This is a genomic window from Ancylobacter sp. (assembly GCF_965279025.1).
Taxonomy (GTDB): Bacteria; Pseudomonadota; Alphaproteobacteria; order Rhizobiales; family Xanthobacteraceae; genus Ancylobacter.
Window position 1 is genome coordinate 1,925,221 of sequence record NZ_OZ257132.1, and the last position, 25,059, is coordinate 1,950,279.

Here is a 25,059-nt window from a genome sequence, read left to right on the forward strand (position 1 = left end):
CAGCGTCCACGATGGCGGTGGCATGATCCGGCCGGCCCGGCGCGCGGCTGCGCTATGCTTGCCAGGCCGACACCGGGGCCGTACGCCGGGGGGATCCATGCAGCGCGCCACCGGCACCAGCGAAACGACGGCCCCCGCACCGGATGACCAAACGCATGCCGGCCATTCTCATGGCGACGGGCCGACGGTGGCGGCGCTGCTGGAAACACGGCGGCAGCAGGCGCACCACCCCGACGGCACGGCCGGCCGCTCCGGGTGGCGCCGGGGCCTGCGCGAACTTTACGCCGGGACGGACCGGCGGGCGACGCGCTTCCAGTGGGCGGTCGCCAGCATCGACCTCGTCATTGTCGGCTTTTTCATCCTCACCCCGGTGCTGCAACACTGGCGGGGCTTCCTGTGGATCGACTACGCCGTCGCCCTGCTGCTGGCCGCCGATCTTTCGGCCCGCGCCATCGCGGCGGTGCATCTCGGGCGCTGGCTGCGGCAGCCGGTGGTCTGGGTCGATCTGGTGGTGCTCGCCACGCTGCTCGCGCCGCTGTGGCTGGCAAATCTCGGCTTCCTGCGCATCTTGCGGTTGTGGTCGATGTCGCAGAAGGACATCTTCTGGCGCGCGCTTCGCCGGCGCGGCTATGCGGAGTGGGAAGATGTCGGCCGCGCCGGGATCAACCTCGTCACCTGCCTGTTCGTCATCACCGGCTTTATCTACACCGTCTTCGCCGGACCGGGCTCGGGCATGGAAGGGTGGATCGACGCGCTCTACTTCACCGTCGCCACCATCACGACGACCGGTTTCGGCGACATCACGCTGCCGGGCGCAGCGGGAAAGCTGACCGCGATCGTCACGATGATCGTCGGGATTTCGCTTTTCGTGCGGCTCGCCCAGGCGCTGTTCCGCCCCTACAAGGTCTCGTTCCGCTGTCCGAGCTGCGCGCTGATGCGGCATGAGCCGGATGCCGTGCATTGCAAGGCGTGCGGGCAGCTTCTGACCATTCCCGACACCGGCGGGGAATGAGCCCGCCGAACGCCTCGCTTCAGGGGCGGAGGTAGCTGGCAGGTCCGTGAGCGCGTGCGGCGGAAGGTGGGCGTCACCAGGGGCGTGAAAGCCGGGCGGCGATATGCTTTGATGCGGCCATGCAGCCGCTTTACACCCTGCTCGACTTCCACCTTCAGCCCAGCATGATCTTCGCCCTGATCGGCATGATCATGCTGGCGACGATCGCCATCATCACCTTCTTCGGCTTCGAGGAGTGAGGCCGGGCCTGTGCGCCACATATGGAAACGACCGGGCCATGGGCCCGGTCGCTTATCGGCTTGCACGCGTGGCGACGAAGCCGCGCGCCTAAGGGGCGTAGGTTACGCGCGGTAGCGGGTGCGCTCGGTCTCAACTTCCGACGGGGTGTAGACGGGCGCGTCGGGATCGAAGCGGGTCCAGCCCTCGTCGCGATAAGCGCGCTCGCGGGTCGTGACATCGACCGAGGCCTCGTTGTCGAGGATGGCCTGCGCTTCGACCTCGTGCTCGTCCGGAACCCGGGCGGAGACGACCGTGCCGCCACGGCGGACGCCTTCGGCATAGACATGGGCGCGTTCTTCCGGCACGCCTTCGGCCGTCATGGCGCCGACGATGCCACCGATGGCACCACCCGCCGCCGCGCCGGCGACCACGCCGGCACCCGCCGCCACCAGCCAGCCCGCCGCGACCACGGGGCCGACGCCGGGAATGGCCAGCAGGCCGAGGCCGGTGAGCAGGCCGCCCGCGCCGCCGAGAACCGCGCCGATGCCAGCGCCCGTCGCGGCGCCTTCGCCGGCATGGCCCTCGTGCTCGGTGCGGGTCGTGGTGCCCGCAGTGGTCGTGGTGCCGCTGGTGGTGGTGGCCGTTGTCTCGCGGCCATACCAGTCGTCGCTGTTATTGGCGACGAGGCTGATCTGCGCGCGGTCGATGCCCAGCGCCTGGAGCTTGTTCACCGCCGTGAGGGCGTCTTCGTAATTGTCAAACAGTCCGGTAACGGTCGCCATGTCTTCCTCCGATTATCTCTGTGTGTCTTCAGTTCGGAAAGACGTTGCCCTGGTAGTCGAGCGCAACGTCGTGCGAGGCGCCGTTCTTCATAGCCTTGCCGCGCCAGATGCCGTCATCGTCCTTCTTGAGGCCCATGACATCGGAGAAGCCCTTGGCCGCGATGCGCGACTTAGCCTGCTCTTCCGTGAAGCTGTTCGCTCCCTTTGCCGGCTCAGCGGGGGCCGGAGTCTCCGTGCTGGTCACGGACGGCGTCGCCGGGTCGGGATTTGCCGGCGGCGTCTGGGCCAGAGCCGGAAAAGAAAAAGCGACCGCGGCGATAATGGGCAGTATGTGCTTCATGGAGGCACCCCTTTGATCACGAATTGTGAGAGGTGAACGCAAATTAGGCACAACAGTTCCGAATTATCGCGTGGCAACGGCAAATAATCGGTGGCCGGCGTTGTTAGCGCCGACCACGCGTTTCAGGTATTCTGATCCGCTTGATGATTGAAAACTTGGTGCCGGGCCCGCCACGAGGCAGGGACCGGCGCGAGGCTCAATCGAGGCTGCGCGTCAGCACCGCCAGCCAGTCCGCCTCGGTGACCACGCCGGCCGGGCGCCCCTCGTCGTCGACGACGAACACGGCGTGCACCCGCTGCTGCGCGTAACGCCCGAGCAGGTCGATGGCGGGGTCCTGCGGGCGGGCCGTGGAGGCAGGCGTCATGATCGCGCCGACCGTGCCGGCGGGGCGCACGAGCTCGCGCAGGCCCACGGCGCCGACGACGCGCCCGCTATCGTCCAGCACCGGCAGACGGCGCACGTCCCGCGCGACGAGCAGGCTCCGGGCCTCTTCCGGCGGGGCCGAGGCCTGCACCGCGACCACATCCGCTGTCATGAGATCGCGGCACGTGAGCTGCCGGTAGGCACGCACCAAGGCGCGCTGCTTGACGGTGTTGAGGATGTTTTCGAGATCCTGCGGGCTGATGTCGAACGTGTCGCCCAGTTCCTCGACGGCCTGGGCGATGTCGTCGCGGCTGAACGTCCAGGGCAGCGCCTCCGCCGGCCGGGGGGCGACGGGTGCCGCCGGACGGTGAGGATAGGCATGGCCGGACACGCGGTGATAGGCCCACGCGCTTGCCACCAGAAGCGCCGCATTGACGCCGACCGGCAGGAGCGGGAACGCATAGCTCGATGATGCGCCGGCAAACAGGCCGACGAGAGCCGCTGCGCCACCGGGCGGGTGGAGGCAGCGCAGCAGCGACATCACCGCAATCGCCACGCCCACCGCGAGCGCCGCCGACAGCGCGGAGAGCGGCAGGAAATGCGCGATGACGACGCCGATGAAGGCGGAGACGACATTGCCGCCGATGGTCGGCCAGGGCTGCGCCATGGGGCTGGCCGGGACCGCGAACAACAGGACCGCCGACGCGCCCATGGGCGGGACGATCCACAGCAGCGCGGCGCTGTCCTTGGCCGCAAGGCCGGTGACCAGCGCCGTCAGCCCGATGCCGACGAGGGCGCCGAGGCTGGCCAGCAGGCGGTCCCGCAGCGTGGCGCCCGCGAGGATGGGGTGGAAGAGCGTGAAGCGCGACGGTGCCGGCACGATGATCTCCAGAAGGCTAGGTGGTGGCGCACTAGTGCGGGACGGCTCCCGCCCTTACGGTGCAGGGCCCGGGGCGAGGGGGCGCGCGCGTTCGAGCGACAGGATGAGATGGCGGAAGCCGCTGCGGCGCGCCATCAGATCCGCGAGGGTGCAGGAGTCGAGAACCGCGAAGAAGGCGGCCATCGCCTCGTCCAGCACGGAAGCCAGCCCGCACCCGCCGGACAGCACGCAGCTCGGGCAGTCGGCCAGATCGAAATCTTCCTCGGTATGGCGCAGCAGCGCGCCTATGCGGATCTGCGCCGCCGGGCGGGCCAGACGGAAGCCGCCGCTGCGCCCGCGCACGCTGGCGACATAGCCGGCCCTGCCGAGATCGTGCAGCACCTTCATCAGGTGATTGTGGGAAATGCCATAGGCGGCCGCGATTTCAGCGATCGAACACAGCCTGTCGTCGCGGGCGGCGAGGTAGAGCATCACCCGCAGCGCGTAGTCGGAATAGCGGGTCAGTTGCATGGCTGCGCCCGTCTGGAGGCTTTCCAAGGATCAAAATCATGGATAGCCTATACATGATTTAAGTGCAGGCAAGCATGAGGCTCATCGCGATGGACGCGGCAACGGACGCACGCACGGGCGACGGCAGGGTTCCGGCCGGGGAGGGTGGCGCGACCTGGGGTACGTCGCCGGCCATGGCGGCGTTCACGGTGGATAGCCGCCATGCGGAGAGCGACACGATCACCTCCTTGGTGCTGCGGCCGGCGGATGGTTCGGCTCCGTTTCCCCACCGCGCCGGGCAGCATCTGACGTTGTTCGCGGACATTCCCGCCTTTGGCCGCCAGAAGCGCAACTACACCATTTCCAGCGCGCCGAACGGCGAGACCTACCGGATTTCGGTGAAGCGCGAGCCGGCGGGGCGCGTCTCGCGCTGGCTGCATGAGGCGGCGGTGCCGGGCACGTCCATCGACGTGCTGCCGCCCTCAGGCAGCTTCGTGCTGCCGGAAGATGCCGGCCGTCCGATCGTCATGGTGAGCGCTGGCGTCGGGCTAACGCCGATGGTGGCGATGCTGGAGGCGGTGGCGGCCGAGGGCCGCCGTCGCCCCATTCATTTCGTCCATTGCAGCCGCAACCGCCGCACGCAGGCCTTCCACGCCCATGTGCAGGCGCTCGCACGGGCGCTGGGCACGGTGGAGGCGACCTTCTTTCACACGCAGCCGGACGATACCGAGGTGGAAGGCGTCGATTTCGACCGGCGCGGCCGTCTGACGCTGGAATGGCTCGCCGCCCATACGCCGCTGGCGCAGGCGGAGTACTTCGTCTGCGGCCCGCTGGAGTTCATGCGGGTCTTCGTGCCGGGCCTGCTGGCGCGCGGCGTCGCGCCGGAGCGGATGCACCATGAATTCTTCGGTGCCGTCGAGGACCTGACAGGCGAGGATCCCATGAGTGACGGCCCCACGGCTGCAGGCGCTGCACCCCCCGCCGATGTCGCGCCCCAAAATGCACGCGCGGCGCCTGCGCCAACGGGGCACTGCGTCGATCGCGCCACCGTGGGCGAGGCGCTGCTCGACAGCCTCGCCGACGCGGTGATCGTCAGCGATGCGCCCGGCGACATCGTGCTGTGGAATCCGGGCGCGGAACGCATCTTCGGCTTCGCGGAGAGCGAAGCGCTCGGGCAATCGCTCGACATCATCATCCCCGAGCCGTTCCGCGCCCGGCATTGGGAGGGGTATCGCGAGACGGTGGCCTCCGGCCAGAGCCGCTACGGCGCCGGCGACCTGCTGGCGGTGCCGGGGCTGCACAAGGACGGGCGGCGCCTGTCGATCGAGTTCACCATCGTGCTGCTCAAGGACGCGGACGGCATCGTCACGGGAATGGCCGCGTCGGTCCGCGACGTCTCGGCCCGCTTCGAGGAGACCAAGGCGCTGAAGAAGCGCATCGCGGCGCTGGAGGCGGCGACGGGCACGTCAAAGGAAGCCGGCTCCGGCACCTGACGCCGGGCATCTGCCGCGCGCCGGAGCGTCAGCGGCCGCCTTCCTCGTCGATCATCGTTTCAATGGCGCCGAGCGTCACTTCCATGTCCGCGATCTTGCGGAGCATGTTGTCGGACGGAATGGTGCCGGCATCCGCCGCGGCCTTGATGAGGGCGCGCTGGGCGGCAAGCAAACGGGCGCGGAGGGATTCAAGTTTTTCTGTCATGCGCGATGTCTAGCTGCGCGCAAAGCCGGGCGCAACGGCAGGATTTGCCGGCATTCGCATATCCGGGACTGTTCTTTGCGCGCGGCTCTCGCGCTACACTGGCGGCATGACCGACGTCCTCATCGAATCGGATGGCCCGCGCCGGCTTTCCACCCCCACCGCGTGCGCCGGCTGATCATGTTCCGCTTCATCCATTCGAGCGACCTGCATCTGGGCAAGCGCTTCGGCAATTTCGCGGGCGACCTGCCCGGACGGCTGCGCGAAGCGCGGCACGGCGTCATCGCCCGGCTGGCGCAGCACGCGCGGGAACAGGGCGCCGACACGGTACTGCTCGCCGGCGACACCTTCGACACCGAAACGCCGGCGCCGGAGGTGCGGCGGCAGGCGCTGGCGGAAATGCGCCACCACGCGCCGCTGAGCTGGGTCATCCTGCCCGGCAACCATGATTGCCTGCAGGCGACACCGCTCTGGGCGGCGCTGAAGGCGGAAGCGCCCGAGAACGTGCTCCTCGCCGTGGAGCCGCGCCCGCTGCAGCTGGCGCCGGAGGTGATGCTGCTGCCCGCCCCCTGCACGACGCGGCGGCCCGGCCGCGACCTCACGGAATGGATGGACGGCCAGGCGACGCCCGAGGGCACGCTGCGGCTCGGCCTCGCCCATGGCGCCATTCGCAGCTTCTCCGAGGACGCGCTCGCCGCCGATGTCATCGCCCCGGACCGGGCGCGGCGGGCGGGACTTGCCTATCTCGCGCTCGGCGACTGGCACGGCCCGGTGGAGGTGGATGCGCGCACCCGCTACAGCGGCACGCCGGAGCCCGATCGCTTCAAGCACGAGCGCCCCGGCGAGGCGCTGCTGGTGAGCCTCGCCGGCCCTGCCGCCCTGCCGGAGATTGCGCCGCTCGCCACGGCGAGCTTTTCCTGGCGGATGCTCGACCTGCATCTGCTGGAGGACGACGACCCGGTGCGCGCGCTGGCCGCGCTGCTGCCGGAAGCGAGGTGCCGCCGCCAGACCCTCGCCCGCATCGTCGCGCAGGGGCGGGCGCGGCTGGCCGGGCAGGCGGCGCTGGCCGGCGCGATTGCGGGCGCGGCGCCGGATTTCGCCTTTCTGGCGCTCGACGATGCCGGCCTCGCCACTGCCTGCGAGCCGGACGACCTCGACCGGATCGACCGTGCCGGTGCGTTGCGCGAGGCAGCCGACGCGCTGCTGGCCGAGGCGCAGGACCCCGGCCGCTCGGCGGCGGAGCGCGAGGTCGCGTCGGCGGCGCTGGCGCGCCTGTATTCCTATGCGCAGGATTCTCGCGCGGATGCGGCCGCGCCATGAAGATATCGGCCCTGCGCCTGTTCAATGTGAAGCGCTTCGCCAATCGCGGGGTGGCGATCGAGGGCATCGGCGACGGCGTCAACGTGCTGTGCGCCGCCAATGAATTCGGCAAGTCGACCAGCTTCGAGGCGCTGCACGCGCTGTTCTTCCAGCCGCATTCCGGCACGCCGGGCGAGGTGCAGCGGCTGCGCCCCTATAGCGGCGGCAACCCGCTGGTCGAGGCGGACATCACCACCGCAGAGGGCCGCTTCCGCCTCACCAAGCAGTATTATGGCGGCCGGTCGGCGCGGGTTACCGATCTGGCGAGCGGCCGGCTGGTGGCGCAGGCCGACGAGGCGGAGGCGTTCATCGCCGGCCTCATCCGCGGCGGCACGGCGGGGCCGGCCGGGCTGCTCTGGGTGCGCCAGGGCATCACCGGCATCGAGAAGCGCAGCCGGGCGGAGGAGGACAGCGAGAAGCAGGTGCGAGCGAGCCTGCTGGAATCGGTGCAGGGCGAGGTGGAGGCCATCACCGGCGGCCGGCGCATGGCTGAGATCATGGCGACCACCCAGGAGGCGCTGGCGGAACTCGTCACCGCCACCGGACGGGCGAAGACCGGCGGCCGCTACGCCGCTTCCCTCGATCTGCGCGACCGGCTCGCGGCGGAGGAGCAGCGGCTCGCCAGCGACGTCGCGACCCTGCACGAGGCACTGGCCCGGCGCATGGCGGCCGCCAAGCGGCTCGCCGAGCTTGAGAAGGCCGAGGACCGGCAGGAGCGGCGCCGGGCGGTCGAGACGGCGCAATCGGCCTTCGATGCCGCCAAGGCCCAGGGCGAAACGCTGAAGACCGCCGAAGCGGAACTCCGGCTGGCGCGGGAGCGCCGCGACGCCGCCGACTGCGACGTGACCGCCTTCCGCGCCGCCCTCGCCGAATCGGCGGCGCAGCAGGCCGCCTTGGCAGAGGCCGTGCGCGTCCGTGACGAGGCGGTGGGCCGGCGCCGCGCGGCGATGGCGGGGATCGACACGGCGCGCACGGAAGTCACGGCGGCGGAGAGCGCGGAGCTGGAGACACGCGCTCTCCTCGCCCGGCTCGACGCGGCCCTGCGCGCGCGGGAGGCCGGCGAGCGCCATGCCGCCCTGGAGGGGCGCCTCGCCAATGCCGAGGCCACGCGCCGGGCGCTGGAGGAGGGCGAGGCGAAGCGGGCGCTCACCGCCGTGCCGGCGGGCGCCGTCGACGAACTTCAGGCGCTTGAAATCGACATGGCCAAGCTCCGCGCGGTGGAAGAGGCGGCGCGGCCCTCGGTCACGATCGCCTATGAGACCGATGCCGCCGCGCCCGTCACCATGGACCTCGTCCCGCTCCGCCCCGGCGAGGAGCGTGGCTATGAGGGGCAGGCGCGGCTGGTGATTGCCGGCGTCGGCACGATCACGCTGCGCTCGAACCGCCCGGCCCGCACCGACAACCGGCTGGAACAGCTGCAGGCCCGGCACCGCACGCTTCTCGCCTCGCTGGGTGTCGACGATCTCGCCGCCGCGCGGGAGCGGCAGGCGCGGGCGCAACAGGGCGACGCCGAGCTGCGCGAGCTGCACGGCCGGCTCGCGCTGCTGGCGCCCGAGGGGCTGGCGCGGCTGCGGGAGGAGGTGGCGGCGCAGGCCGTCCTCGGTGCCGGGGCGCTGGAGCTGAAGGAGGACCCGGCGCAGGCCCGCGCCGCACTGGCCGACGCCGAAGAGCGGCGCATGCGCGCCCGGCACGCGCTGCGCGAGGTGGAGCCGCTGCGGCTGCGCGCGGACGAGGCCTTCATCCTGGCGGAGACGGCGCTCGCCTCGGTAAAGGCGGCGTGCACGCAGCTGGAGGCGATGCTGGGGCCGGAGGATGCGCGGGACGCGCGCGGGCAGGCTCTGGCGCGCCGCCTCGCCGAGCTCAGCGGAATATGGACCGAGGCCGAGGCGCGCGCGCAGACCTTGCGGGCGGCAGCGGTCGATCTCGAATCGGCGCAGGCCGCGCTGACGCGCGCCCGCTCGGTCGAGCAGGCCGCCGACACCGAGGCGACGGCGCTGCGGGAGGCCATTGCCGTCCTGAACGCCGAAATCCGCGCGCGCTCCGACGAGGCGGTCGAGGAAATATGGGCCGAGACGAAAGACGCGCTGGTGGCGGCCACCGACCGGGCCGAGGCGTTTGCCCGCGAGGTGCGGACGCTCCAGCGGCTGGCATCGGCGCTGGACGCGGCCCGTTCCAAGGCGCGCGACCTCTATCTCAAGCCTGTCATGGCGGAGCTGCGCCCGCTGCTCGGCCTGCTGTTCGACGATGTCGCGATCACCTTCGACGACAGGACGTTGCTGCCGCAGACCATCCGTCGCAACGGCCATGACGAGGATGTCGAGAGGCTGAGCGGCGGCATGCGCGAGCAGCTCTCGGTGCTCACCCGGCTGGCCTTCGCCCGGCTTCTCGCCCGCGACGGGCGGCCGGCGCCGGTCATTCTCGACGATGCGCTGGTCTATTCCGACGATGACCGCATCGAGAAGATGTTCGATGCGCTCCACCGCCAGTCGCGCGACCAGCAGATCATCGTCTTTTCCTGCCGCCAGCGGGCGTTTCAGAGGCTGGGCGGCAACATCCTGCAGATGACGGATTGGCAGCCCTGACGGCGCGGGCGCCTGCTCGCCACGAGCGAATCCGCAAGCAATCAGCGTAGCTTGGCGATGCCGATGCCGTCGAGCTTGGCGCGATCCTTGATCGATTCCTCGCTGCGGGTCATCGCCTTGGCGATCGCCCGCAGCGCCATGCCCTTCTTGGCGAGGAGCTTCAGCTTTTCCAGCTCCTCATAGGTCCAGGGTTGGCGGTGCCGTTCGAATCTCTCGCCCATGAAGGCTCCTGCTCTGCCGGGGGATTGCCTGCCGGTTTGCGCCCTCTATAGCAGGCCCGGCTGCAAACAGGGCTGCAAACAGGGCTGCGACGCGCTGCTGCAATTGCCTGCTGCAGAACCCCGCTTTCCCGGCTGCATCCACGAGGTGCGCCGGCACAGTTTGCAGCCTCGTCTCACGGTCCTTCGGGAGCGTCCTCGACGTCGACCTCGGGCCGGTCGCCACCCTGGGCAACCTCTTCATGCCAGCGACCGCTCTTGTCCTGATAGGCGATCGGCCGGGTCTCGCCGGAAACCGACTGCCGGATGGCCGCCGCATGCGCCGCAGCGAGCGCGGATTCATGGGTCGGGTGAGTCTCGGAGAAGACGTCGCCGAGCTTGTAGGCCCAGCCCCCGTCATGCTCGACGATCTCATAGCGAATATGGCTCATGGTGATCCTCCCGCCCGTACAACCGCCGAGCCCGAAGCGCGGTTCCGCGCGGCCATTGGCGCAAGGTAGTTAAGGGCAGAACGGGGCGCTTGCCAATCGCCACGGCGTCGCCGGCCTCGGGCGACATTCAGGGGTGTCAGACCCTCAGGGCCTCGATGACAACGCGAAGCCCCGCCGACATGTGCTTGCGGGTGGGGTAGTAGAGATGCAGCCCCTGCTCCGGCGGACACCAGGGCTGCAGGCATTCGATCAGCCGGCCGCTCTCGACATGGGGTCGCGCCCGCAGCTCCCAGACATAGGCGAGCGCCGCGCCCGACAGGGCGGCCTCGATCATCAGTTCATGATCGTCCAGCGACAAGGGTCCCGTCGGCTCGACATCGATCTCCCGGCCACCGCGGCTGAACGACCACGCATAGGGCACCCCGCTGGGATAGAGATTGCGTATGCACGCATGCGCCCGCAGGTCGTCCGGTGTTTTCGGCGGCGGCCGCTTCTCGAAATAGGCCGGCGATCCGACGACGGCGAAGCGCATCTGCGGCTTGATCCGCACCGCCGTCATGCCGTCGCGCAGGCTCTCATGGAGCCTGATGCCGGCATCGAAGCCTTCCTCGACGATGTCGATCAGGCCGTCCGTGGTCACGATTTCAAGCGCGAGATGCGGGTTCGCGGCGATGAGTGGACCCATGACCGGGCCGAGGACGAAGGGCGCTATCGAGGTCGGGGCGTTGATGCGCACCCTGCCGAAGGGCGTTTCGCGGAACTGGTTCAGCGCATCGAGCGCGGAACCGATGTCGCCGAAGGCCGGCGACAGCCGTTCCAGCAGCATGGCGCCCGCATCGGTAAGCGAGACGCTGCGTGTGGTGCGGTGGAGCAGGCGAATGCCGGCGCGTGCCTCGAGATTGCTCACGGCATGGCTGATCGCCGAGGCCGTCACCCCGCGCTCCTCGCCGGCGCGGCGAAAGCTGCGATGGCGCGCCACGGCGTCGAAGGCCGCCAGTTCGGAGAGATCCGTTACCCGCATTAGTGAAATTCGCTCAGCTTTGAACGGCAAATAATCGCTCTAATCACTGCTAATGAAAAGCCCGATGGTCTCTCCCACAGGCCGGCGACGCCGGCCACCAACAGGGAGCAGACCAATGGCCGACTTCATTCCCCCCGCAGCGAACACCTCCTCGCCCTTTGCCGACATGCGCGGACACCACGTCGCGGTCCGCACACCGGGCTTGGAGACAGCCCTTCGCTGGTATGTCGAGAAGCTCGATTTCCGCGTCGTCGCGCGATGGGATTATGCCGACGAGAAGCTCGCTTATCTCGCCCCCGCGACCGACGATCGCTTCTATGTGGAGATCCTCGGCGGCGGTGAGCCCGCCCCGCAGGACGTTCGCCCCTATACCGATCTCGGCGACAGCCTGACATATGCCGGCTACCACCATTTTTGCCTGAACGTGGCCAGCGTCGACGCCACCGTCGCCGCGCTCCGGGCGCGCGGCGTCATGATCGTCACCGAGCCGTTCGAACTCCCGGCGATCAGCCGACGCCTCGCCTTCTTCGCGGACCCGTTCGGCAACCTCATCGAACTGGCCGAAATTCTGCCCTGACAGCCCCGATGGAGGCTGGGTTCTCGCAGAATAGCGGATGAACCCAGCCTCCCATGGGCGGTGTCCGGTGTTGATGAGCGGTATCTAAATGACGCAGGCCTTCTTGCTGAAGATTACATAACATTACACGCCGGCTATTTATCTCCACCCGATCTGCCACACGGGCGTGCGAAGAGGGGTCGTACACTCTATTCAGGCTAAAATTTTCGCCCGTTACTTTAAATTACCTATCGCCATCGCTCACAAAAAGCGGCAATGGTGGGCCGCATCCAAAATCACGGGGGAGCGAACGTGCTCACTGACGCCACCACCACCAACCCGAAACTCGCCGAATTCCAGCAGATCCTGACCGGGATCGCCTCCAACCCGGACGAGGCGAAGCACTTCGCCGCCACCGTCCGTGATCCCGAGGGCATGGCCGCCTATTGTGCGGAGAAGGGCCTCGTCCTCACCTCGGCGCAGGCCGAGACGACCTACAAGGCGATCCGCGACGCGGAGGCGCTCATGCAGGAAGCGGCGGTCGCCGAGAACCGCACGCTCAGCGAGGCCGAGCTCGACAACGTCACCGGCGGCGTCAGCTGGGCGCTGGTCGGCCTCGGCGCCGGCCTCGTCGTCGGCGCGCTCACGGGCGGCATCGGCCTTGCCGTCGCGGGCGCGGCCTTTGAAGTGGTCGGCACGGCCATTCTCGGCGGCACGGTCGGCGGCATTGGCGGCGGCGCGGCCGGTGCCGCGGTCGGCGGCATCGCCCAGGCGGTCAAGAACGCCTTCGACTGAACGGGGCAGGGGCCCGCCCGCCCGGCCGATATGGCATCGGCGGCGGGCGGCGCTCTGCGGTTGCGGTAAGCGAAAGTAACCTGATGGCCGGCCTCTTCCGTCGCGAAGCCCTCGACAGCCTGTCCAACGTCAACCAGCTCGACACCATGCTGAAGGTGACGTCGCCTCTCGGCTGGCTCGCGCTCGGCACCACGCTGGCAATTCTGGGGGGCTGCCTCGCCTGGGCGGTCTTCGGCACCTATCGCGTCACCGTTTCGGGGCCGGGGTTGCTGGTGCGCGAGAACGGCGCCTTCGTGAACGTCCACGCGCCGAAATCGGGCTGGCTGCAGAGCTTCCAGAACCGTGGCGACGATGTCGAGGTGGGCGAAGTGGTGGCGCGCGTCTCCTCGCCGGAGGGGGCGGAGCACCTTGCCGACGCGCAGGGGCGGGTCGAGCAGTTGCGCCAGCAGCGGGCGGATCTGATCGCGCGCTTCGACGAGCGCTTCGCCAAGGAGCAGGGCGTCGCGGAGCGGCGGCGCGAGGCGATCGAGGAAGTTATCGAGCTGGGCCAGGCGCGGGTGCGCGAGCTGCAGGAGCTGTTGCAGACCCGCGAGACGCTGCAGAGCCGTGGGCTCATCACCAATGACCGCATCCTGGAGGTGCGCGAGCGCCTGACGGCGGCGCGCGAGTCGATCTCGCAGGCGCGCGCCGACCTACCCAATATCGACGCCCATCTGCTGACGCTGCAATCCCAGCACGCGCAGGATGTCGAGGCGCTCGACCGCCAATTGCGCGACAGCGAGGGGCAGCGCTCGCAGATCGACGTGGCGGAGACCCTCGCCACGACGATCAACTCGCCGGTGGCCGGCACGGTGGTGCTGAACGAGGCCGGCGGGCTCGCCCTTGTCAGCGCCGGCCAGCGGCTGCTGGTGATCGAGACCGGCGAGCCGCGGCTGGAGGCGCTGCTCTACGCGCCGCCGGATTCGGGCAAGCAGATCCGCCCGGGCATGGAAGTGCTGATGTCGCCCTCCGTCGCCAAGCGGGAGGAATATGGCTCGCTGGTCGGGCGGGTCATCTCGGTCGATCCGGTGCCGGAAACCGAGACGGCGCTGGCCGAGCGGCTGGGCAACCGCGATTTGGTGCGCGAGTTCATGCGCGCCGGTGCGCCGATCCAGATCGAGATCCGGCTCGAACCCGGCCCGTCGGGTGCCGAAAGCTATGATTGGACCTCGCAGCGTGGCCAGGAGATCGAACTGACCTCCGGCACGCTGGTCGCCGGGCAGGTGACCATCCGCACCGGCCGCCCGATCGAGCTGGTGATCCCCGCCATCCGGCACTGGCTCGGCCTATGAGCGAGGTCCGTCCCGCCCGCATTCCGGCGGCACGGCGCCGCCGCGTGCCGACCATCCTGCAGATGGAGGCGGTGGAATGCGGCGCGGCCTGCCTCGCCATGATCCTCGCTCATTACGGCCGCTGGGTGCCGCTGGAGGATCTGCGCGTCGCCTGCGGCGTCTCGCGCGACGGCAGCAAGGCGACCAACCTCCTGCTCGCCGCCCGCTCCTACGGGCTTGAGGCCAAGGGCTGGCGCACCGAGCCCGCCAGCATCGCCGAGCACCGGCTGCCCGCGATCCTGTTCTGGGAATTCAACCATTTCGTCGTGCTGGAAGGCATTGGCCGCAACGGCGTCCACCTCAACGACCCCGCCAGCGGGCCGCGCACGGTCAGCCATGCCGAGTTCAACCGCGCCTTCACCGGGGTGATGCTGGTGATGGAGCCCGGCCCGGCGTTCCAGAGCGGCGGCACGCGCCCGCGCGTGTGGAAGCCGGTGCTCGACCTGCTGCGCTCGTCCAGAGGGGCGGTGGCGTTCCTCGCCATTGCCGGCATCGCCGCCTTGCTGCCTGCGCTGTTCGTGCCGGCCGCCACCAAGATCTTCGTCGACGATATCCTTGTCGACCATCTCGACGACTGGCTGCGGCCACTGCTGCTGGCGCTGGCCTTCGCCGCCATTTTGCGCGGGCTGCTGAGCTGGCTGGAGGGCTATTTCCTCGCCCGGCTGCAATGGAAGCTCGGCCTCGCGCTCGGCGTGGCGCTGAACTGGCACCTGCTGCGCCTGCCGCCGCGCTTTTTCGCCCAGCGCTATGCCGGCGACGTGGCGGCGCGCATGCAAGCGGCCGAGCAGATCTGCGCGCTGATCAGCCAGCATTTCCCGACGCTGTTCATCTCCGGGCTGGCGGTCGGCTTCTATGGCTGGCTGATGGCGATCTACGATCCCGTGCTCGCCTCGGTCGGCGTGGCGCTGGCGGCGCTCAACGCGCTGTTCGCCCGCTGGATGTCGAGCTGGCAGGAAACCGCCGTGCGCGGGCTGCTGCGCGAGCAATCGATGATGGCGTCCGTGGCGATCAACGGCATCGGCGCCATCGAGACGCTGAAGGCCACGGCCGGCGAGGATGATTTCTTCGCCCGCTGGTCCGGCATCCAGGCACGGCTGATGAACGCCGTGCAGGCGCTGCAGGTGCCGACCCAGCTGCTCAACCTCGTGCCCGCCGTGCTCGCCGCCATCGCCACCGCCGCGATCCTCGGCATTGGCGGCCTGCGGGTGATGGACGGGCTCATCACCATCGGCACCCTCGCCGCGTTCCAGACCATCCTTGCCGGCTTCTCCGGCCATGTGAACGCGCTGGTGCTCGTCACGTCCAGCATGCGCGAGCTGCGCGGCAATCTGGAGCGCGTCAGCGACGTGATGCGCTACCCGCTCGACGAGAAATGGACCCGCGACGACATGCCGGGCGGACCGGCGGCGCTGTCGGGAGCGGTGGAGGTGAGCGGGCTCACCTTCGGCTACAACCCGCATCTGCCGCCGCTGGTCGAGGATTTCGCGCTCAATGTCGCGCCGGGCGCGCGCCTCGCGCTGGTCGGGCGCTCGGGCAGCGGCAAGTCCACCATCGCCCGCATGATCGTCGGCCTCACCGAACCATGGTCCGGCACCATCCGGTTCGACGGCCGCCCGCGCGAGGCGATCGCCCCGGCGCTGCTCGCCGCCTCGCTCGGCTTCGTCGACCAGAACATCGTGCTGATGACCGGCAGCGTGCGCCAGAACCTCACTTTGTGGGACCCGACGATCGGCGACGACCAGATCGTGCGGGCGGCGCGCGACGCGGATATCCACGAGGTCATCGCCGTGCGCCAGGGCGGCTATGACGGGCCCATCGAGGAGGGCGCCGCCAACTGGTCGGGCGGACAGGCGCAGCGGCTGGAAATCGCCCGCGCGCTCACCCGCGACCCCAGCATCGTGGTGTTCGACGAGGCGACCTCGGCGCTCGACCCGGCGACCGAGGCGCGCATCCTCGAGAACCTGCGCCGCCGTGGCTGCTCGGTGATCCTCGTCACGCACCGGCTCAGCGCGATCCGCGAGAGCGACGAGATCGTCGTCGTCGACCAGGGGAAGATCGTCCAGCGCGGCACCCATGAGGGGCTGTGGGCACAGGACGGTCTCTATGCGGAGCTGATCCGTGCTGCCTAGCCTTGTCAACGGCGTTCCGCCCATTGCCGCGCAGGAGGCGCAGGCCGGCCTCGATTTGCGCGCGCGGCTCATCCTTGTGGAGAGCGGCACGCTCGACCTGTTCATCCACGACCCCGCCCGCGCCGGCAGCCGGCAGAAGGTGGCGACCATCCCCGCCGGGGGTGCGGTGTTCCCCGTGCCGGGCGACGACCGGTTCGGCCTTGTCGGCTTTCCCGCCGAGGAGACGCGCCTCGTCCCGCTCGACGCCGAGGCCTTCGGACGCCGTCTCGATGCCGGCGACGCGGCGGCGATCGCGCTGGCGGAGGGCTGGATCGAGCTGGTCGCCCGCGCCGTCGCCGTGCCCGGCAGCACGCGCAGCCTCTCGATCACGCCGCAGACCCTGCGCCTGTCGAGCCACGGACCGTCCCGGCCTTCCGGCGCCGTCCTCTGGCTGTCGGTGCAGGAAGGCGCGGTGCATCCCGATCTCGCGCCCGAAGTGGTGTTTGAACCCGGCGCGCCGGCCTTTCCGCTTTCCCCGGCCTCGCCGGGCGGCGCCGTTGCGCAGGCGGGCGGGGCGACGGTGACCTGCCGCTCCAGCGCGGCGCTGGCGGCCGAGGGCGCGCTTGCCGCCGCCTTCCACGCCTATGGCGGCCTCGTCGCGCGGGCGATCGGCAACCGCCTGCAGGCGGAGCAGGACCGGCGGGCCGACAGCTTCGCCCGCGCCGTCACGCGCCAGCGCGAGACGGTGGTGCGCCCGTTCCTCGGCCTCGTCGCGGAAGAGGCGCGCGCGCGCCCTTCCGCCGAGGCGGACCCGCTGGCCGACGCCTTCCGCGCGGTGGCGGCGGCGAACGGGGTCGAACTGGCCGACGATGCGTTCGACGCCTGCCCGCCACCCGGCAAGGCCTCGACCGAGGAGCGGCTGGCCGCCTTTGCCCGTGCCGCCCGGATGCGGCTGCGCGCCGTTCGCCTGGAGGGGCGGTGGTGGCGGCATTCCGGGCAGAATGCCGTGGTCTTCGAGGCGGACAGCCAGATGCCGCTGGCGGCCCTCGCCCGCACCGGCTGGCGGCGCGGCTATGACATAGTGGGGCCGCAGGGGCACGCCGCCGCCGGAAAACGCAGCGCGGGCCGCCTCGCCGCCATCGGCTATGTCGCCCAGCGCGCCCTGCCGGCCGAGCCGATCGACGGCTACGGGCTGCTGCGCTTCTCGGCGCCGCTGGCGCTGCCGCTGATGCTGCCCATCCTGCTGGTGGCGCTAGCGGGCGGCCTGCTCGGGCTCGCCACGCCGCTCGCCACGCAGATCCTGTTCGAGACGGTCATTCCCTCCAGCTCGACCTCGCAGCTCTCCCATCTCGTCGCCGGCCTGGCGGGGCTGAGCATCGGCATGACGCTGTTCACGCTGGTGCGGGCCTTCCTGCTGCTGCGGCTATCGACGCTGGTGAACGCCGATCTCGAAGGCGCCATCTGGGACAAGCTGCTGCGCCTGCCCACCACCTTCTTCCGGCGCTTCACCACCGGCGATCTCGCCCTGCGTGCCGGCGCGGTGAACCAGATGCGCGACATCGCCTCGGGCACGATCCTGAACACCGCGCTGTCGTCGATCTTCTCGGTCCTGAACCTGGTGCTGCTGCTCTATTACAGCTTGCCGCTGGCCGGGCTGGCGCTGCTCGTGGTGGCGGTGCAGGTGACGGTCACGGTTGGCGTCAGCATTGCGATCATGCGGCTTTCGCGCCGCGCGCTCGAGCTGGACGGGCGGCTGCAATCGCTGTCGCTGCAGAACATCAACGCCATCGGCAAGCTCAAGGTGGCGGGCGCGGAATCGCGTGCCTTCGCCCGCTGGGCCACGCCCTTCGTCGAGCGGCGCAACCTCGACCTGCAGCGTCGGCGGCTTTCCGCCATGGCCGATGTCTGCGGCGCGGTGTGCGGCGTGCTCTCGCTGGCGGTGCTGATCTGGGCGGTGGGCCTCGGTGGCTTCGAGATCGGGCTGGCGCAGTTCGCCGCCTTCAACGCGGCGCTGGGCCAGTTCCTCGCCTCGACGCTGGCGCTGGCCGGCGCCCTGCCGGCGCTGCTGCAGATGCGCCCGCTCTATGAGCGCGCCCGGCCGCTGCTCCAGGCCCTGCCCGAGGATGAAGCGCACGCCGCCGATCCCGGCCCGCTGCGGGGCGACGTCGAGCTGCACGAGGTGGTGTTCCGCTATGCGGCCGATGGGCCGGCGGTGCTCGACAAGGTGAGCCTGCGGGCGCGGCCCGGCGAATTCATCGCCATTGTCGGTCCCTCGGGTGCGGGCAAGTCCACCTTGCTGCGGCTTCTGCTCGGCTTCGAGAAGGCGGGCAGCGGCTCGCTGTTCTTCGACCAGAAGGACAGCGCCGCCCTCGACATGCGCGCGGTGCGGCGGCAGATGGGCGTGGTGCTGCAGAACGGCCATGCGGCGACCGGCAGCATCCTGGAGAACATCATCGGCGGCGCCGTGCTGACCGAGGAGGATGCGTGGGAGGCGGCGCGGCTGGCCGGGCTCGACGAGGACGTCCGGCAGATGCCCATGCAGATGCACACGTTCGCCGGCGAGAACGCGATGCTGCTCTCCGGCGGCCAGCGCCAGCGGCTGCTCATCGCCCGCGCGGTGGTCAAGCGGCCGAGGCTGGTGCTGTTCGACGAGGCGACCAGCGCGCTCGACAATCGCAGCCAGCAGATCGTCAGCGAGCGGCTCGCCGGCCTTGAGGCGACCCGCATCGTCATCGCCCACCGGCTCTCCACGGTCGTGGCGGCCGACCGCATCTATGTGATGGAGGCCGGCCGCGTGGCCGAGGAGGGCACCTATGCCGAGCTGGTGGCGCAGGGCGGCCTGTTCGCCGCGCTGGCCCGCCGGCAGAGCGCCTGAGCGCCCGCGCGACGAGCCTTCAGGTGGCGCTCACGGCCGCCAATAGGCCGGGTCCGCGATGGCGGAGGCGTCCGGGAGCGGGGTGCCTGCCGGCGTGAGGTGGATGTTGGTGTAGTCCTCGCACAGGGTCATGAGCCACAGCTGCCGCTTGCCGGTCTTCGGGTCGACGATGACGCGCGCATAGGCGTCGTCGCGGGCCGGCGCGTCGGCGAAGCGGGTGCGCGGCGAGATGTCGAAGGTTCCGCCCACGGGGGGGCCGCAGCGCCCGCGCTGCCGCAGTTCGCGGGCGAGATCGGGCGCCGAGCGGCGGCTGCGCGGGTGGACCCAATCCTCGCGCGCCCATTTTTCCCAGCGCGACAGGCCGAATTCGCGGGTCCAGTAGGTCTGCTCCATCTGCATCGTCGCGCCCGGCGAGAGGCCGTCGCGGCTGACCTGGGCGAAATGACTGGAGACGATCGACACGAGGTGGCGGCCCGCCGTGAAGGTGACGGGCGCGACCAGCCAGGTGGTCAGCGCCCGCCGGTAGCGGGTGGGGCAGGCGCGCGGCAGCGCCGAGGCGGCGCCGGTGGCGAGCCGGCTTTCAAAGACGCCGTAGCCGCCCTGGCCGACCGCCGGAACCGCCGCCGGCGCGATCACCCAGCCGCGAAAGAAGCGCTGCGAGGAGCGGCTGCCATCGCGGCAGAGCGGGGTCTGGTAGATCGACAGGGCGACCGGGCTGTAGCTGCCCATGATGAAGCCATAGCCCTCATCGTGCCACTGGATCGAGGCGCCGCCTTCGCCGGGCCGGCCCGGCCGGCCACGGGCGCCGCTGCACGCGGTCACCGGCAGGCTCAGCGTGGAGGAGACGATGCGGGTCTGGCCGTCGCGGGCCACCGGCCGGTTGAGCTTTGCCACCGTGCCGCCATCGTCGCGGCAGTCGCCGCCGGGGTTGAGGAAGTTGCGCAGCTCATAGGGCGGGCGCTCGCCGGGCCGCAGGTCGCGCCGGCGTTCGCAGCCGGCATCGCCGGGCACGAGGTTCGGCAGGATGGCGTCGGCGGCGTCGACGCACACATCCATCACCATGTAGTCGGCGATGCGTGCCGGCGCGTCCGCCCGCGCGGGCGCGGGCAGGCCGAGAAGCAGCAGGGCGAGAAGCAGCTGGGCGAGCGGCGCCAGGGGGAAGAACGTTCTCACCGTGACCTCCCTTGTGACGGGTGGCGCTTCTCCCGGTCGGAGAGGCGCCGGCGCCGATGCCCGCTCAGTCGGACGACCAGCTCGTGGTGCTGCGGTTGGCCATCGAGCTGATCATCAGCGCCATGCGCAGGAACTTGGTGAACTCCACCCCCGGTGCGTTGGCGACATAGACGATGTCTCCGGCGCGGATTGGGAAGGCGCGGGCGATGAAATAGCCGGAAGGGTCCTTGAGATTGAGCCGGTAGATGACCGGCACCAGCTTGTTGCCGGACAGGAACGGCGATTCCGGGTTGAAGGCCCGCACCACGTCCGCCTGCTCATAGCGGAAGATGAACACGCCGCTGGGGTCGGCCTGGGTGTCGATCAGGCCGCCGGAGGAGCCCACCGCCTCGGCGACGGTGAAGTCCTCGCGATCGATCGCCACCTCGCCCGCGCCCTTGACGGCACCCAGCGCGGTGAAGGTCTGCGGCCGGCGGGACACGTAGACCGTGTCGCCCGGCTGCATGAAGATGTTCTCGTTCGGCTTGGCGAGCACGGCGGTGAGCTGCATGGTCGCGCTGCGCTGGCCACGGGTCACGCGCACGAAGGTCTCGTGCGGCGACGCCTTGATGCCGCCGGCCTGGGCGATGACTTCCAGCAGCCGGTCGCCCTTGACGTTGAGGTTCACCCGGCCGGCGCCGGTGAGGTCGCCCACCACCACCACGGAGGCGGAGGTCTGCTGCGGCAGGGTGATCAGCACCTGCGGGTCGATGGACTTGCCGGTCAGGCCCTGCTCGATGGTCTTGGCGATCTCGCTCGGGCGCTTGCCGACCACCGAGACCTCGCCGACATAGGGCACCTTGATGCGGCCGTCGCGGTCGACGGTCTGCTGCGGCAGCATCTCGCTGCCCGAGCCCGCCTCCGCCCCGCCCCGGCCGAAGAGCCCGCCGGAACTGGCCTCCCAGATCGAGACCTGCACGACGTCGCCGACATTCACCCGGGTTTCGGGCGCGGGCTTGCGGGCGCCAAAGCTCACCGCGAGGCTGGACGAGCGCCAGCGTTGCATGGCGTTCACCACCTGCGTGTCCACGTCGACGATCTCATAGTCGACCGGTTCGCGCGGCTGCATGACCTCCTGCGTTACCGGCCCCGAGCCCGGAAAGAACACGCAGCCGCCGAGCGACAGGCTCAGCGCAACAAACCCCGCGAGACGCGCCGTTGGACCCCAGATATTCAAGCCGGCCGATCCCCTTATACTTCCGTGCGCATCATCTAAGACGGGCAAATATGACCAATTCTATACCGCGTTGCGATACAGGCTTTTAACGTGGCTATATGTGGCTGTGAAAACACATAAATATAAAATCAATATTGAACTATATTGACGGTATTCGATAACGGATCTGGTGTTTGACTACCCCTCACGGGCGGGCGGGCGTGCGAATGCGGCACCGGCCGCCGGGGCGGCCGGTGCCGGGGCGCGCCTTACTCGGCGGCGGTGGCGGTCACGCCGGCATTGGCCTGCCGGGCGAAATAGTTGCGCTCGGCCTTCAGCGCGCGCCGCGCCGCCTGGATGCATTCCTTGCGCTTCTGCACGCTGAGCTCCTTCCACGCGGCCTGGTCGAATTCCACCAGGCGGCGGGCAACGAAACGCTCAAGCTGACGGCTGATTTCAGGAAGATCGTTCATGTCGGCTCCTTCAGGTTAGGTCGGGACCTCCCGACGAAAGGCGTGGATGGCAACTTCAGGCCGAGGGCCCGAAGGGTTCGTCGGCGAGACGCTCCTCGTCGTCTTCCTCCTCGGGGTCGCCGTCGGTGTCGGCCGGCGCTCCCTCGTCGAGGGTGCGGAAGAGGCGGATCGCGTCGCCGATCTGGTCGAACATGTGCAGCCGGCCCTCATGCAGGACCGCGCCGACATCAGCGAAACGTCGCAGCATCTGCGGCGATCGGGTGGTGAAGATCAGCGTCGCCTGCGCCCGGCGCGCCTGCACCAGCTCGGCACAGCGGGCGCGGAAGGCGCCGCTGCCGCCGAACAGCGCCTCGTCGGCAAGGAAGATGTCGAAGGGCAGCGCATAGGAGGCGGCGAAGAGGAAGCGGGAGCGGCGCTCGCGCGTGTAGCTCGCCAGCGGCTGGTCGATCGCGTCGTCCATCTCGGCGAAGTCGGCGACGAAGCGTGTGGCGGCGTCGCCGTCGAAGCCGTTGACGCGGGCGACGAAGTGCAGGTTCTCGCGGCCGGTCAACGCCGCATGGTAGGCCTGCGTGTTGGCGACCGGCGGCGAGATGGAACCGCGCCGGCGTATCTTGCCGCGATCGGGCAGAGTGGAGCCGCCGATCAGACGGATGAGCGTCGACTTGCCGGCGCCGCGCGCGCCGAGAATACCGACCGAAACCTCGCGCGGGAACGACGCATCGAGATGCTCGAACACCCGTCGCGCGCCATGTGCGGCGCGGAAGGTCTTGGCGATGCCGGACATTTCCACGGCCATCATACCAGCCTCGCCCGGAAGACCCGTTCGAGCGCCAGGCCAATGAGCAGCGCGACGACGCCGAAGCCGAGGAGATATCCCTTGTCGAGGGTGAGCGTGGGGTAGGTGAGGTAGAAGCCGGAGCGGAACCATTCCAGCCCGTGCAGCAGCGGGTTCCAGCTCAGCCAGTAGCGGATCTGCGGCGGCATGAAATCCGGCACGAAGAACACGCCCGAGAGGAAGATCAGCGAGCGCGACAGCACGCCATAGATCACCGCCCAGAGGCGAAAGAAGGCGCCGATCACCCCGTTGATCAGGCCGACGCCGATGGCCAGCAGCGCGGTGGCGGCGAAGCCCTCGATGGCCAGCATCGGCCGGATCGGAATGGCGTCGGGAATGCCCATCGCATAGATGACGGCGAACAGCAGCACCGCCACCACCAGCAGCGTCGCGGTTTCCAGCAGCGCGCGCGCCAGCATGATGTCGAGCGGCTGGATCGGCGCCAGCGCCCGCACCAGCCCGCTGGCGCGGATGGCGCTGGTGGTGCGGCCGGACACATGGGTGAACAGGAAGAACGGCAGGATGCCGGTGCCGAGGAACAGCAGCAGGCTGGTGCCGAAATCCGGCCGGCGGCCGATGATGCTGAAAATGCCCATCATCATGGCGAGCTGCAGGATCGGCTCCAGCAGCGCCAGCAGATAGCTGAGGCGCGAATGCACCGAACGCAGCCGCATCTCGCGCAGCATCAGCGCGATGACCACGCGGCCCTGCGTGTGCAGGCCCTGCAGGATCGCGTTGAGGCCGAACCGTTCTTGCGGCGTGTCGGCAGGGGGGGTGAAGGTCATCGCCGCGCCCTCATGCCACGTGGTCGCGGATGGAGAAGAAGATCATCACGCTGATGAACCACAGCGCGCCGGCCGCCAGCAGCACGATGAGGATGGAGACGCTCCGGCGCGGATACTGGCTCGACTGCGGCTGCGCCGGCTGCACATAGGTGGCGACATAGGTCTGCTGGGCGGCGGCCTCCGAGCGCGCCAGTTCCAGCGCCGACAGCGTCGTCTCGTAATATTTCTCGGCGAATTGCCGGCTGAGATCGACGTCCTCGTAATTGGACAGCACATCCGAGAGCACCGGGGGTACGCCCGCCGTGGTGGTGCCGGCGCCGCCGGCGACCGCGTTGGCGCTGCCGCCGCCCTTGCCGATCTCGCGCTCGATGGCGGTGATCTGCTTGCCGGTGGCGGCGATGCGGCTTTCCAGCACTTTCACCGTCGGCGCATTGGCGTCCATGTAGGTGCGCAGCGAGGCGAGCTGGGATTGCAGCCCGGCCAGTTCTCCGCGCAGCTTCATGGCGAGGTCGAGCGTGCCGCCAGCGGTGCGGGCGGCGTCGGGCGTCTGCTCGAGGTCGCGGAACTGGCGCAGGGCGAGGCGGGCGCCGCGCAGCCGGTCCTCGGCGCGGGAAACGTCGGCCTCGGCGAAGGTCACCGCGTCGCGGCGGGCGCGGGCCGAGATGTCGTTGATCAGCCTCTCGCTCTGGCTGACGAGCCGGGCAGCGATCTGGTGGGCGTCCTCCGGGGCGAAGGCGCGCACGCGCACCAGAGCGAGGCCGGTCGCCAGATCGAAGGAGGCGTCGATCATCGATTGCCAGTAGGAGACGAGGCTCTCCATCGTCGCCTCGCCGCCGAGGCGCGAGAGGGGGTCTACCCCGGCGCGCGCATACATCGCGCGCAGGTCGACGGTCTTCATCAGGTCTTCCACCGCCTGGCGGCTGGTGAGGTAGTCGACGACGAGGAAATTGTCGGTAAAGCCGCCGGAGCGCGCTGCCGCGCCGAGGGCGGTGCTGGCGGCGGTGGCGCCGGCCGGCGCGAAATCCTGGCTGCGCACGGCAAAGCGGAACTCGGATACATACTGGTTCGAGACAACGAAGCCGTAATACAGCGCCGCGACGAGGGTCGGCAGCGCCACCATCAGCAGGAACGACGCCCACAGCCCCACCGAGCGACGCTTGCGCGCCTTGCGCGGCAGCCGGGCGGCAAGATCGGCCGTGTCGCGCTGCGGCAGGTCGAAATCACCGCGCTTGGCGACCGGCCGGACCGGCTTGGCGCGTTTTGCCGGGGCGAAGGCGTCGCCCGGTGCCGATGGCTCATGCGGAGCCGGCGCCGGGTCCGCGCCCGGGAGGCCGCGCATGACCGGGCGCAAGGGTTCTTTCCGCAGCGGCGGGGCGGCCTTGAGGGTCTTCGGCGGTTCACCGGATGCATTCGCCCCGGATCCGTCCTTGCCAAAAAGCGCGTGCAGCTTGTTCATGCGATGCTGCCCCCGGATTGCGTCAAGACGGCGTGATTAACGTCTTC

At 69.8% G+C, this 25,059-nt stretch carries 23 protein-coding genes; 9 read left to right on the forward strand and 14 right to left on the reverse strand.

Features of this window, described 5'->3' with window-relative positions; all coding sequences use genetic code 11:
• Positions 1-97 precede the first annotated feature (97 nt).
• Positions 98-1,012: a potassium channel family protein gene (locus ACQY76_RS08955; RefSeq protein WP_428032530.1), complete on the forward strand. Its 915-nt coding sequence runs from the start codon at positions 98-100 to the stop codon at positions 1,010-1,012.
• A 341-nt stretch (positions 1,013-1,353) separates the two neighbouring features.
• On the opposite strand, the gene ACQY76_RS08960 is transcribed toward ACQY76_RS08955, so the two are convergent.
• The 4 genes from ACQY76_RS08960 to ACQY76_RS08975 all read right to left on the reverse strand — a co-directional run bounded on the left by ACQY76_RS08960 (position 1,354) and on the right by ACQY76_RS08975 (position 4,106).
• Complete coding sequence (locus tag ACQY76_RS08960) at positions 1,354-2,013, reverse strand: hypothetical protein (protein ID WP_428032531.1); 660 nt, start codon at positions 2,011-2,013, stop codon at positions 1,354-1,356.
• A gap of 28 nt (positions 2,014-2,041) precedes the next feature.
• Positions 2,042-2,353, reverse strand: a complete 312-nt coding sequence (locus ACQY76_RS08965; protein ID WP_428032532.1) for a PepSY domain-containing protein — start codon at positions 2,351-2,353, stop codon at positions 2,042-2,044.
• A 196-nt stretch (positions 2,354-2,549) separates the two neighbouring features.
• Positions 2,550-3,596: an HPP family protein gene (locus ACQY76_RS08970; protein ID WP_428032533.1), complete on the reverse strand. Its 1,047-nt coding sequence runs from the start codon at positions 3,594-3,596 to the stop codon at positions 2,550-2,552.
• A 54-nt stretch (positions 3,597-3,650) separates the two neighbouring features.
• Positions 3,651-4,106 (reverse strand): RrF2 family transcriptional regulator, encoded by a 456-nt coding sequence (locus tag ACQY76_RS08975; RefSeq protein ID WP_428032534.1) that lies wholly within the window; start codon positions 4,104-4,106, stop codon positions 3,651-3,653.
• A gap of 74 nt (positions 4,107-4,180) precedes the next feature.
• On the opposite strand from ACQY76_RS08975, the gene ACQY76_RS08980 reads away from it, so the two are divergent.
• On the forward strand, positions 4,181-5,578 hold the full coding sequence (locus ACQY76_RS08980) for a PAS domain S-box protein (RefSeq protein ID WP_428032535.1): 1,398 nt from the start codon (positions 4,181-4,183) through the stop codon (positions 5,576-5,578).
• A 28-nt stretch (positions 5,579-5,606) separates the two neighbouring features.
• Here ACQY76_RS08980 and ACQY76_RS08985 read toward each other — a convergent pair whose 3' ends face one another.
• Positions 5,607-5,783 (reverse strand): hypothetical protein, encoded by a 177-nt coding sequence (locus ACQY76_RS08985; protein ID WP_428032536.1) that lies wholly within the window; start codon positions 5,781-5,783, stop codon positions 5,607-5,609.
• Between the two features lie 177 nt (positions 5,784-5,960).
• Here ACQY76_RS08985 and ACQY76_RS08990 point away from each other — a divergent pair, with 177 nt between their 5' ends.
• Together ACQY76_RS08990 and ACQY76_RS08995 are read left to right on the forward strand one after the other, a co-directional pair.
• Entirely contained in the window at positions 5,961-7,100 is a 1,140-nt protein-coding gene (locus ACQY76_RS08990; protein WP_428032537.1) for a metallophosphoesterase family protein, read from the forward strand.
• Positions 7,097-9,721, forward strand: a complete 2,625-nt coding sequence (locus ACQY76_RS08995; RefSeq protein ID WP_428032538.1) for an AAA family ATPase — start codon at positions 7,097-7,099, stop codon at positions 9,719-9,721. The genes ACQY76_RS08990 and ACQY76_RS08995 overlap by 4 nt, the downstream gene beginning before the upstream one ends.
• A 41-nt stretch (positions 9,722-9,762) precedes the next feature.
• On the opposite strand, the gene ACQY76_RS09000 is transcribed toward ACQY76_RS08995, so the two are convergent.
• The 3 genes from ACQY76_RS09000 to ACQY76_RS09010 form a co-directional block, all read right to left on the reverse strand.
• Complete coding sequence (locus ACQY76_RS09000; protein ID WP_428032539.1) at positions 9,763-9,942, reverse strand: hypothetical protein; 180 nt, start codon at positions 9,940-9,942, stop codon at positions 9,763-9,765.
• A 173-nt stretch (positions 9,943-10,115) separates the two neighbouring features.
• Complete coding sequence (locus tag ACQY76_RS09005) at positions 10,116-10,370, reverse strand: DUF2188 domain-containing protein (RefSeq protein WP_428032540.1); 255 nt, start codon at positions 10,368-10,370, stop codon at positions 10,116-10,118.
• Positions 10,371-10,506: 136 nt separating this feature from the next.
• The gene (locus ACQY76_RS09010; protein WP_428032541.1) at positions 10,507-11,391 is read right to left on the reverse strand and encodes a LysR family transcriptional regulator; all 885 of its coding nucleotides are present in this window, start codon (positions 11,389-11,391) and stop codon (positions 10,507-10,509) included.
• A 115-nt stretch (positions 11,392-11,506) separates the two neighbouring features.
• Between ACQY76_RS09010 and ACQY76_RS09015 the strand changes: the two genes are divergently transcribed.
• From ACQY76_RS09015 to ACQY76_RS09035, 5 genes are all read left to right on the forward strand, one after another.
• On the forward strand, positions 11,507-11,968 hold the full coding sequence (locus tag ACQY76_RS09015; protein ID WP_428032542.1) for a VOC family protein: 462 nt from the start codon (positions 11,507-11,509) through the stop codon (positions 11,966-11,968).
• Positions 11,969-12,259: 291 nt separating this feature from the next.
• Entirely contained in the window at positions 12,260-12,742 is a 483-nt protein-coding gene (locus ACQY76_RS09020) for a hypothetical protein (protein ID WP_428032543.1), read from the forward strand.
• Positions 12,743-12,825: 83 nt separating this feature from the next.
• Entirely contained in the window at positions 12,826-14,073 is a 1,248-nt protein-coding gene (locus tag ACQY76_RS09025) for an NHLP bacteriocin system secretion protein (RefSeq protein ID WP_428032544.1), read from the forward strand.
• Entirely contained in the window at positions 14,070-16,241 is a 2,172-nt protein-coding gene (locus ACQY76_RS09030) for an NHLP family bacteriocin export ABC transporter peptidase/permease/ATPase subunit (RefSeq protein WP_428032545.1), read from the forward strand. Before ACQY76_RS09025 ends, ACQY76_RS09030 begins: the two co-directional genes overlap by 4 nt.
• Complete coding sequence (locus tag ACQY76_RS09035) at positions 16,231-19,095, forward strand: NHLP bacteriocin export ABC transporter permease/ATPase subunit (RefSeq protein WP_428032546.1); 2,865 nt, start codon at positions 16,231-16,233, stop codon at positions 19,093-19,095. Before ACQY76_RS09030 ends, ACQY76_RS09035 begins: the two co-directional genes overlap by 11 nt.
• Before the next feature lie 30 nt (positions 19,096-19,125).
• On the opposite strand, the gene ACQY76_RS09040 is transcribed toward ACQY76_RS09035, so the two are convergent.
• The 6 genes from ACQY76_RS09040 to ACQY76_RS09065 form a co-directional block, all read right to left on the reverse strand.
• Positions 19,126-20,268, reverse strand: coding sequence for a hypothetical protein (locus tag ACQY76_RS09040; RefSeq protein WP_428032547.1), 1,143 nt, complete (start codon positions 20,266-20,268; stop codon positions 19,126-19,128).
• A gap of 64 nt (positions 20,269-20,332) precedes the next feature.
• A complete protein-coding gene (locus ACQY76_RS09045) occupies positions 20,333-21,376 on the reverse strand; it encodes a polysaccharide biosynthesis/export family protein (RefSeq protein ID WP_428032548.1) in 1,044 nt (347 codons plus the stop codon).
• A gap of 356 nt (positions 21,377-21,732) precedes the next feature.
• The gene (locus ACQY76_RS09050) at positions 21,733-21,936 is read right to left on the reverse strand and encodes a hypothetical protein (protein WP_428032549.1); all 204 of its coding nucleotides are present in this window, start codon (positions 21,934-21,936) and stop codon (positions 21,733-21,735) included.
• A 55-nt stretch (positions 21,937-21,991) separates the two neighbouring features.
• Positions 21,992-22,735, reverse strand: a complete 744-nt coding sequence (locus ACQY76_RS09055) for an ABC transporter ATP-binding protein (protein ID WP_428032550.1) — start codon at positions 22,733-22,735, stop codon at positions 21,992-21,994.
• Positions 22,732-23,556: an ABC transporter permease gene (locus ACQY76_RS09060; RefSeq protein WP_428032551.1), complete on the reverse strand. Its 825-nt coding sequence runs from the start codon at positions 23,554-23,556 to the stop codon at positions 22,732-22,734. Before ACQY76_RS09060 ends, ACQY76_RS09055 begins: the two co-directional genes overlap by 4 nt.
• 10 nt (positions 23,557-23,566) lie before the next feature.
• Complete coding sequence (locus tag ACQY76_RS09065; RefSeq protein WP_428032552.1) at positions 23,567-24,895, reverse strand: hypothetical protein; 1,329 nt, start codon at positions 24,893-24,895, stop codon at positions 23,567-23,569.
• Positions 24,896-25,059: the final 164 nt, after the last annotated feature.

Bases quoted from the DNA above. Each gene is read 5' to 3' on its own strand.
- ACQY76_RS08955 (WP_428032530.1), top strand. From the start codon at position 98: ATGCAGCGCGCCACCGGCACCAGCGAAACGACGGCCCCCGCACCGGAT.
- ACQY76_RS08960 (WP_428032531.1), bottom strand. From the start codon at position 2,013: ATGGCGACCGTTACCGGACTGTTTGACAATTACGAAGACGCCCTCACG.
- ACQY76_RS08965 (WP_428032532.1), bottom strand. From the start codon at position 2,353: ATGAAGCACATACTGCCCATTATCGCCGCGGTCGCTTTTTCTTTTCCG.
- ACQY76_RS08975 (WP_428032534.1), bottom strand. From the start codon at position 4,106: ATGCAACTGACCCGCTATTCCGACTACGCGCTGCGGGTGATGCTCTAC.
- ACQY76_RS08980 (WP_428032535.1), top strand. From the start codon at position 4,181: ATGAGGCTCATCGCGATGGACGCGGCAACGGACGCACGCACGGGCGAC.
- ACQY76_RS08985 (WP_428032536.1), bottom strand. From the start codon at position 5,783: ATGACAGAAAAACTTGAATCCCTCCGCGCCCGTTTGCTTGCCGCCCAG.
- ACQY76_RS08990 (WP_428032537.1), top strand. From the start codon at position 5,961: ATGTTCCGCTTCATCCATTCGAGCGACCTGCATCTGGGCAAGCGCTTC.
- ACQY76_RS08995 (WP_428032538.1), top strand. From the start codon at position 7,097: ATGAAGATATCGGCCCTGCGCCTGTTCAATGTGAAGCGCTTCGCCAAT.
- ACQY76_RS09000 (WP_428032539.1), bottom strand. From the start codon at position 9,942: ATGGGCGAGAGATTCGAACGGCACCGCCAACCCTGGACCTATGAGGAG.
- ACQY76_RS09005 (WP_428032540.1), bottom strand. From the start codon at position 10,370: ATGAGCCATATTCGCTATGAGATCGTCGAGCATGACGGGGGCTGGGCC.
- ACQY76_RS09010 (WP_428032541.1), bottom strand. From the start codon at position 11,391: ATGCGGGTAACGGATCTCTCCGAACTGGCGGCCTTCGACGCCGTGGCG.
- ACQY76_RS09015 (WP_428032542.1), top strand. From the start codon at position 11,507: ATGGCCGACTTCATTCCCCCCGCAGCGAACACCTCCTCGCCCTTTGCC.
- ACQY76_RS09025 (WP_428032544.1), top strand. From the start codon at position 12,826: ATGGCCGGCCTCTTCCGTCGCGAAGCCCTCGACAGCCTGTCCAACGTC.
- ACQY76_RS09030 (WP_428032545.1), top strand. From the start codon at position 14,070: ATGAGCGAGGTCCGTCCCGCCCGCATTCCGGCGGCACGGCGCCGCCGC.
- ACQY76_RS09045 (WP_428032548.1), bottom strand. From the start codon at position 21,376: ATGCAGCCGCGCGAACCGGTCGACTATGAGATCGTCGACGTGGACACG.
- ACQY76_RS09050 (WP_428032549.1), bottom strand. From the start codon at position 21,936: ATGAACGATCTTCCTGAAATCAGCCGTCAGCTTGAGCGTTTCGTTGCC.
- ACQY76_RS09055 (WP_428032550.1), bottom strand. From the start codon at position 22,735: ATGATGGCCGTGGAAATGTCCGGCATCGCCAAGACCTTCCGCGCCGCA.
- ACQY76_RS09060 (WP_428032551.1), bottom strand. From the start codon at position 23,556: ATGACCTTCACCCCCCCTGCCGACACGCCGCAAGAACGGTTCGGCCTC.
- ACQY76_RS09065 (WP_428032552.1), bottom strand. From the start codon at position 24,895: ATGCGCGGCCTCCCGGGCGCGGACCCGGCGCCGGCTCCGCATGAGCCA.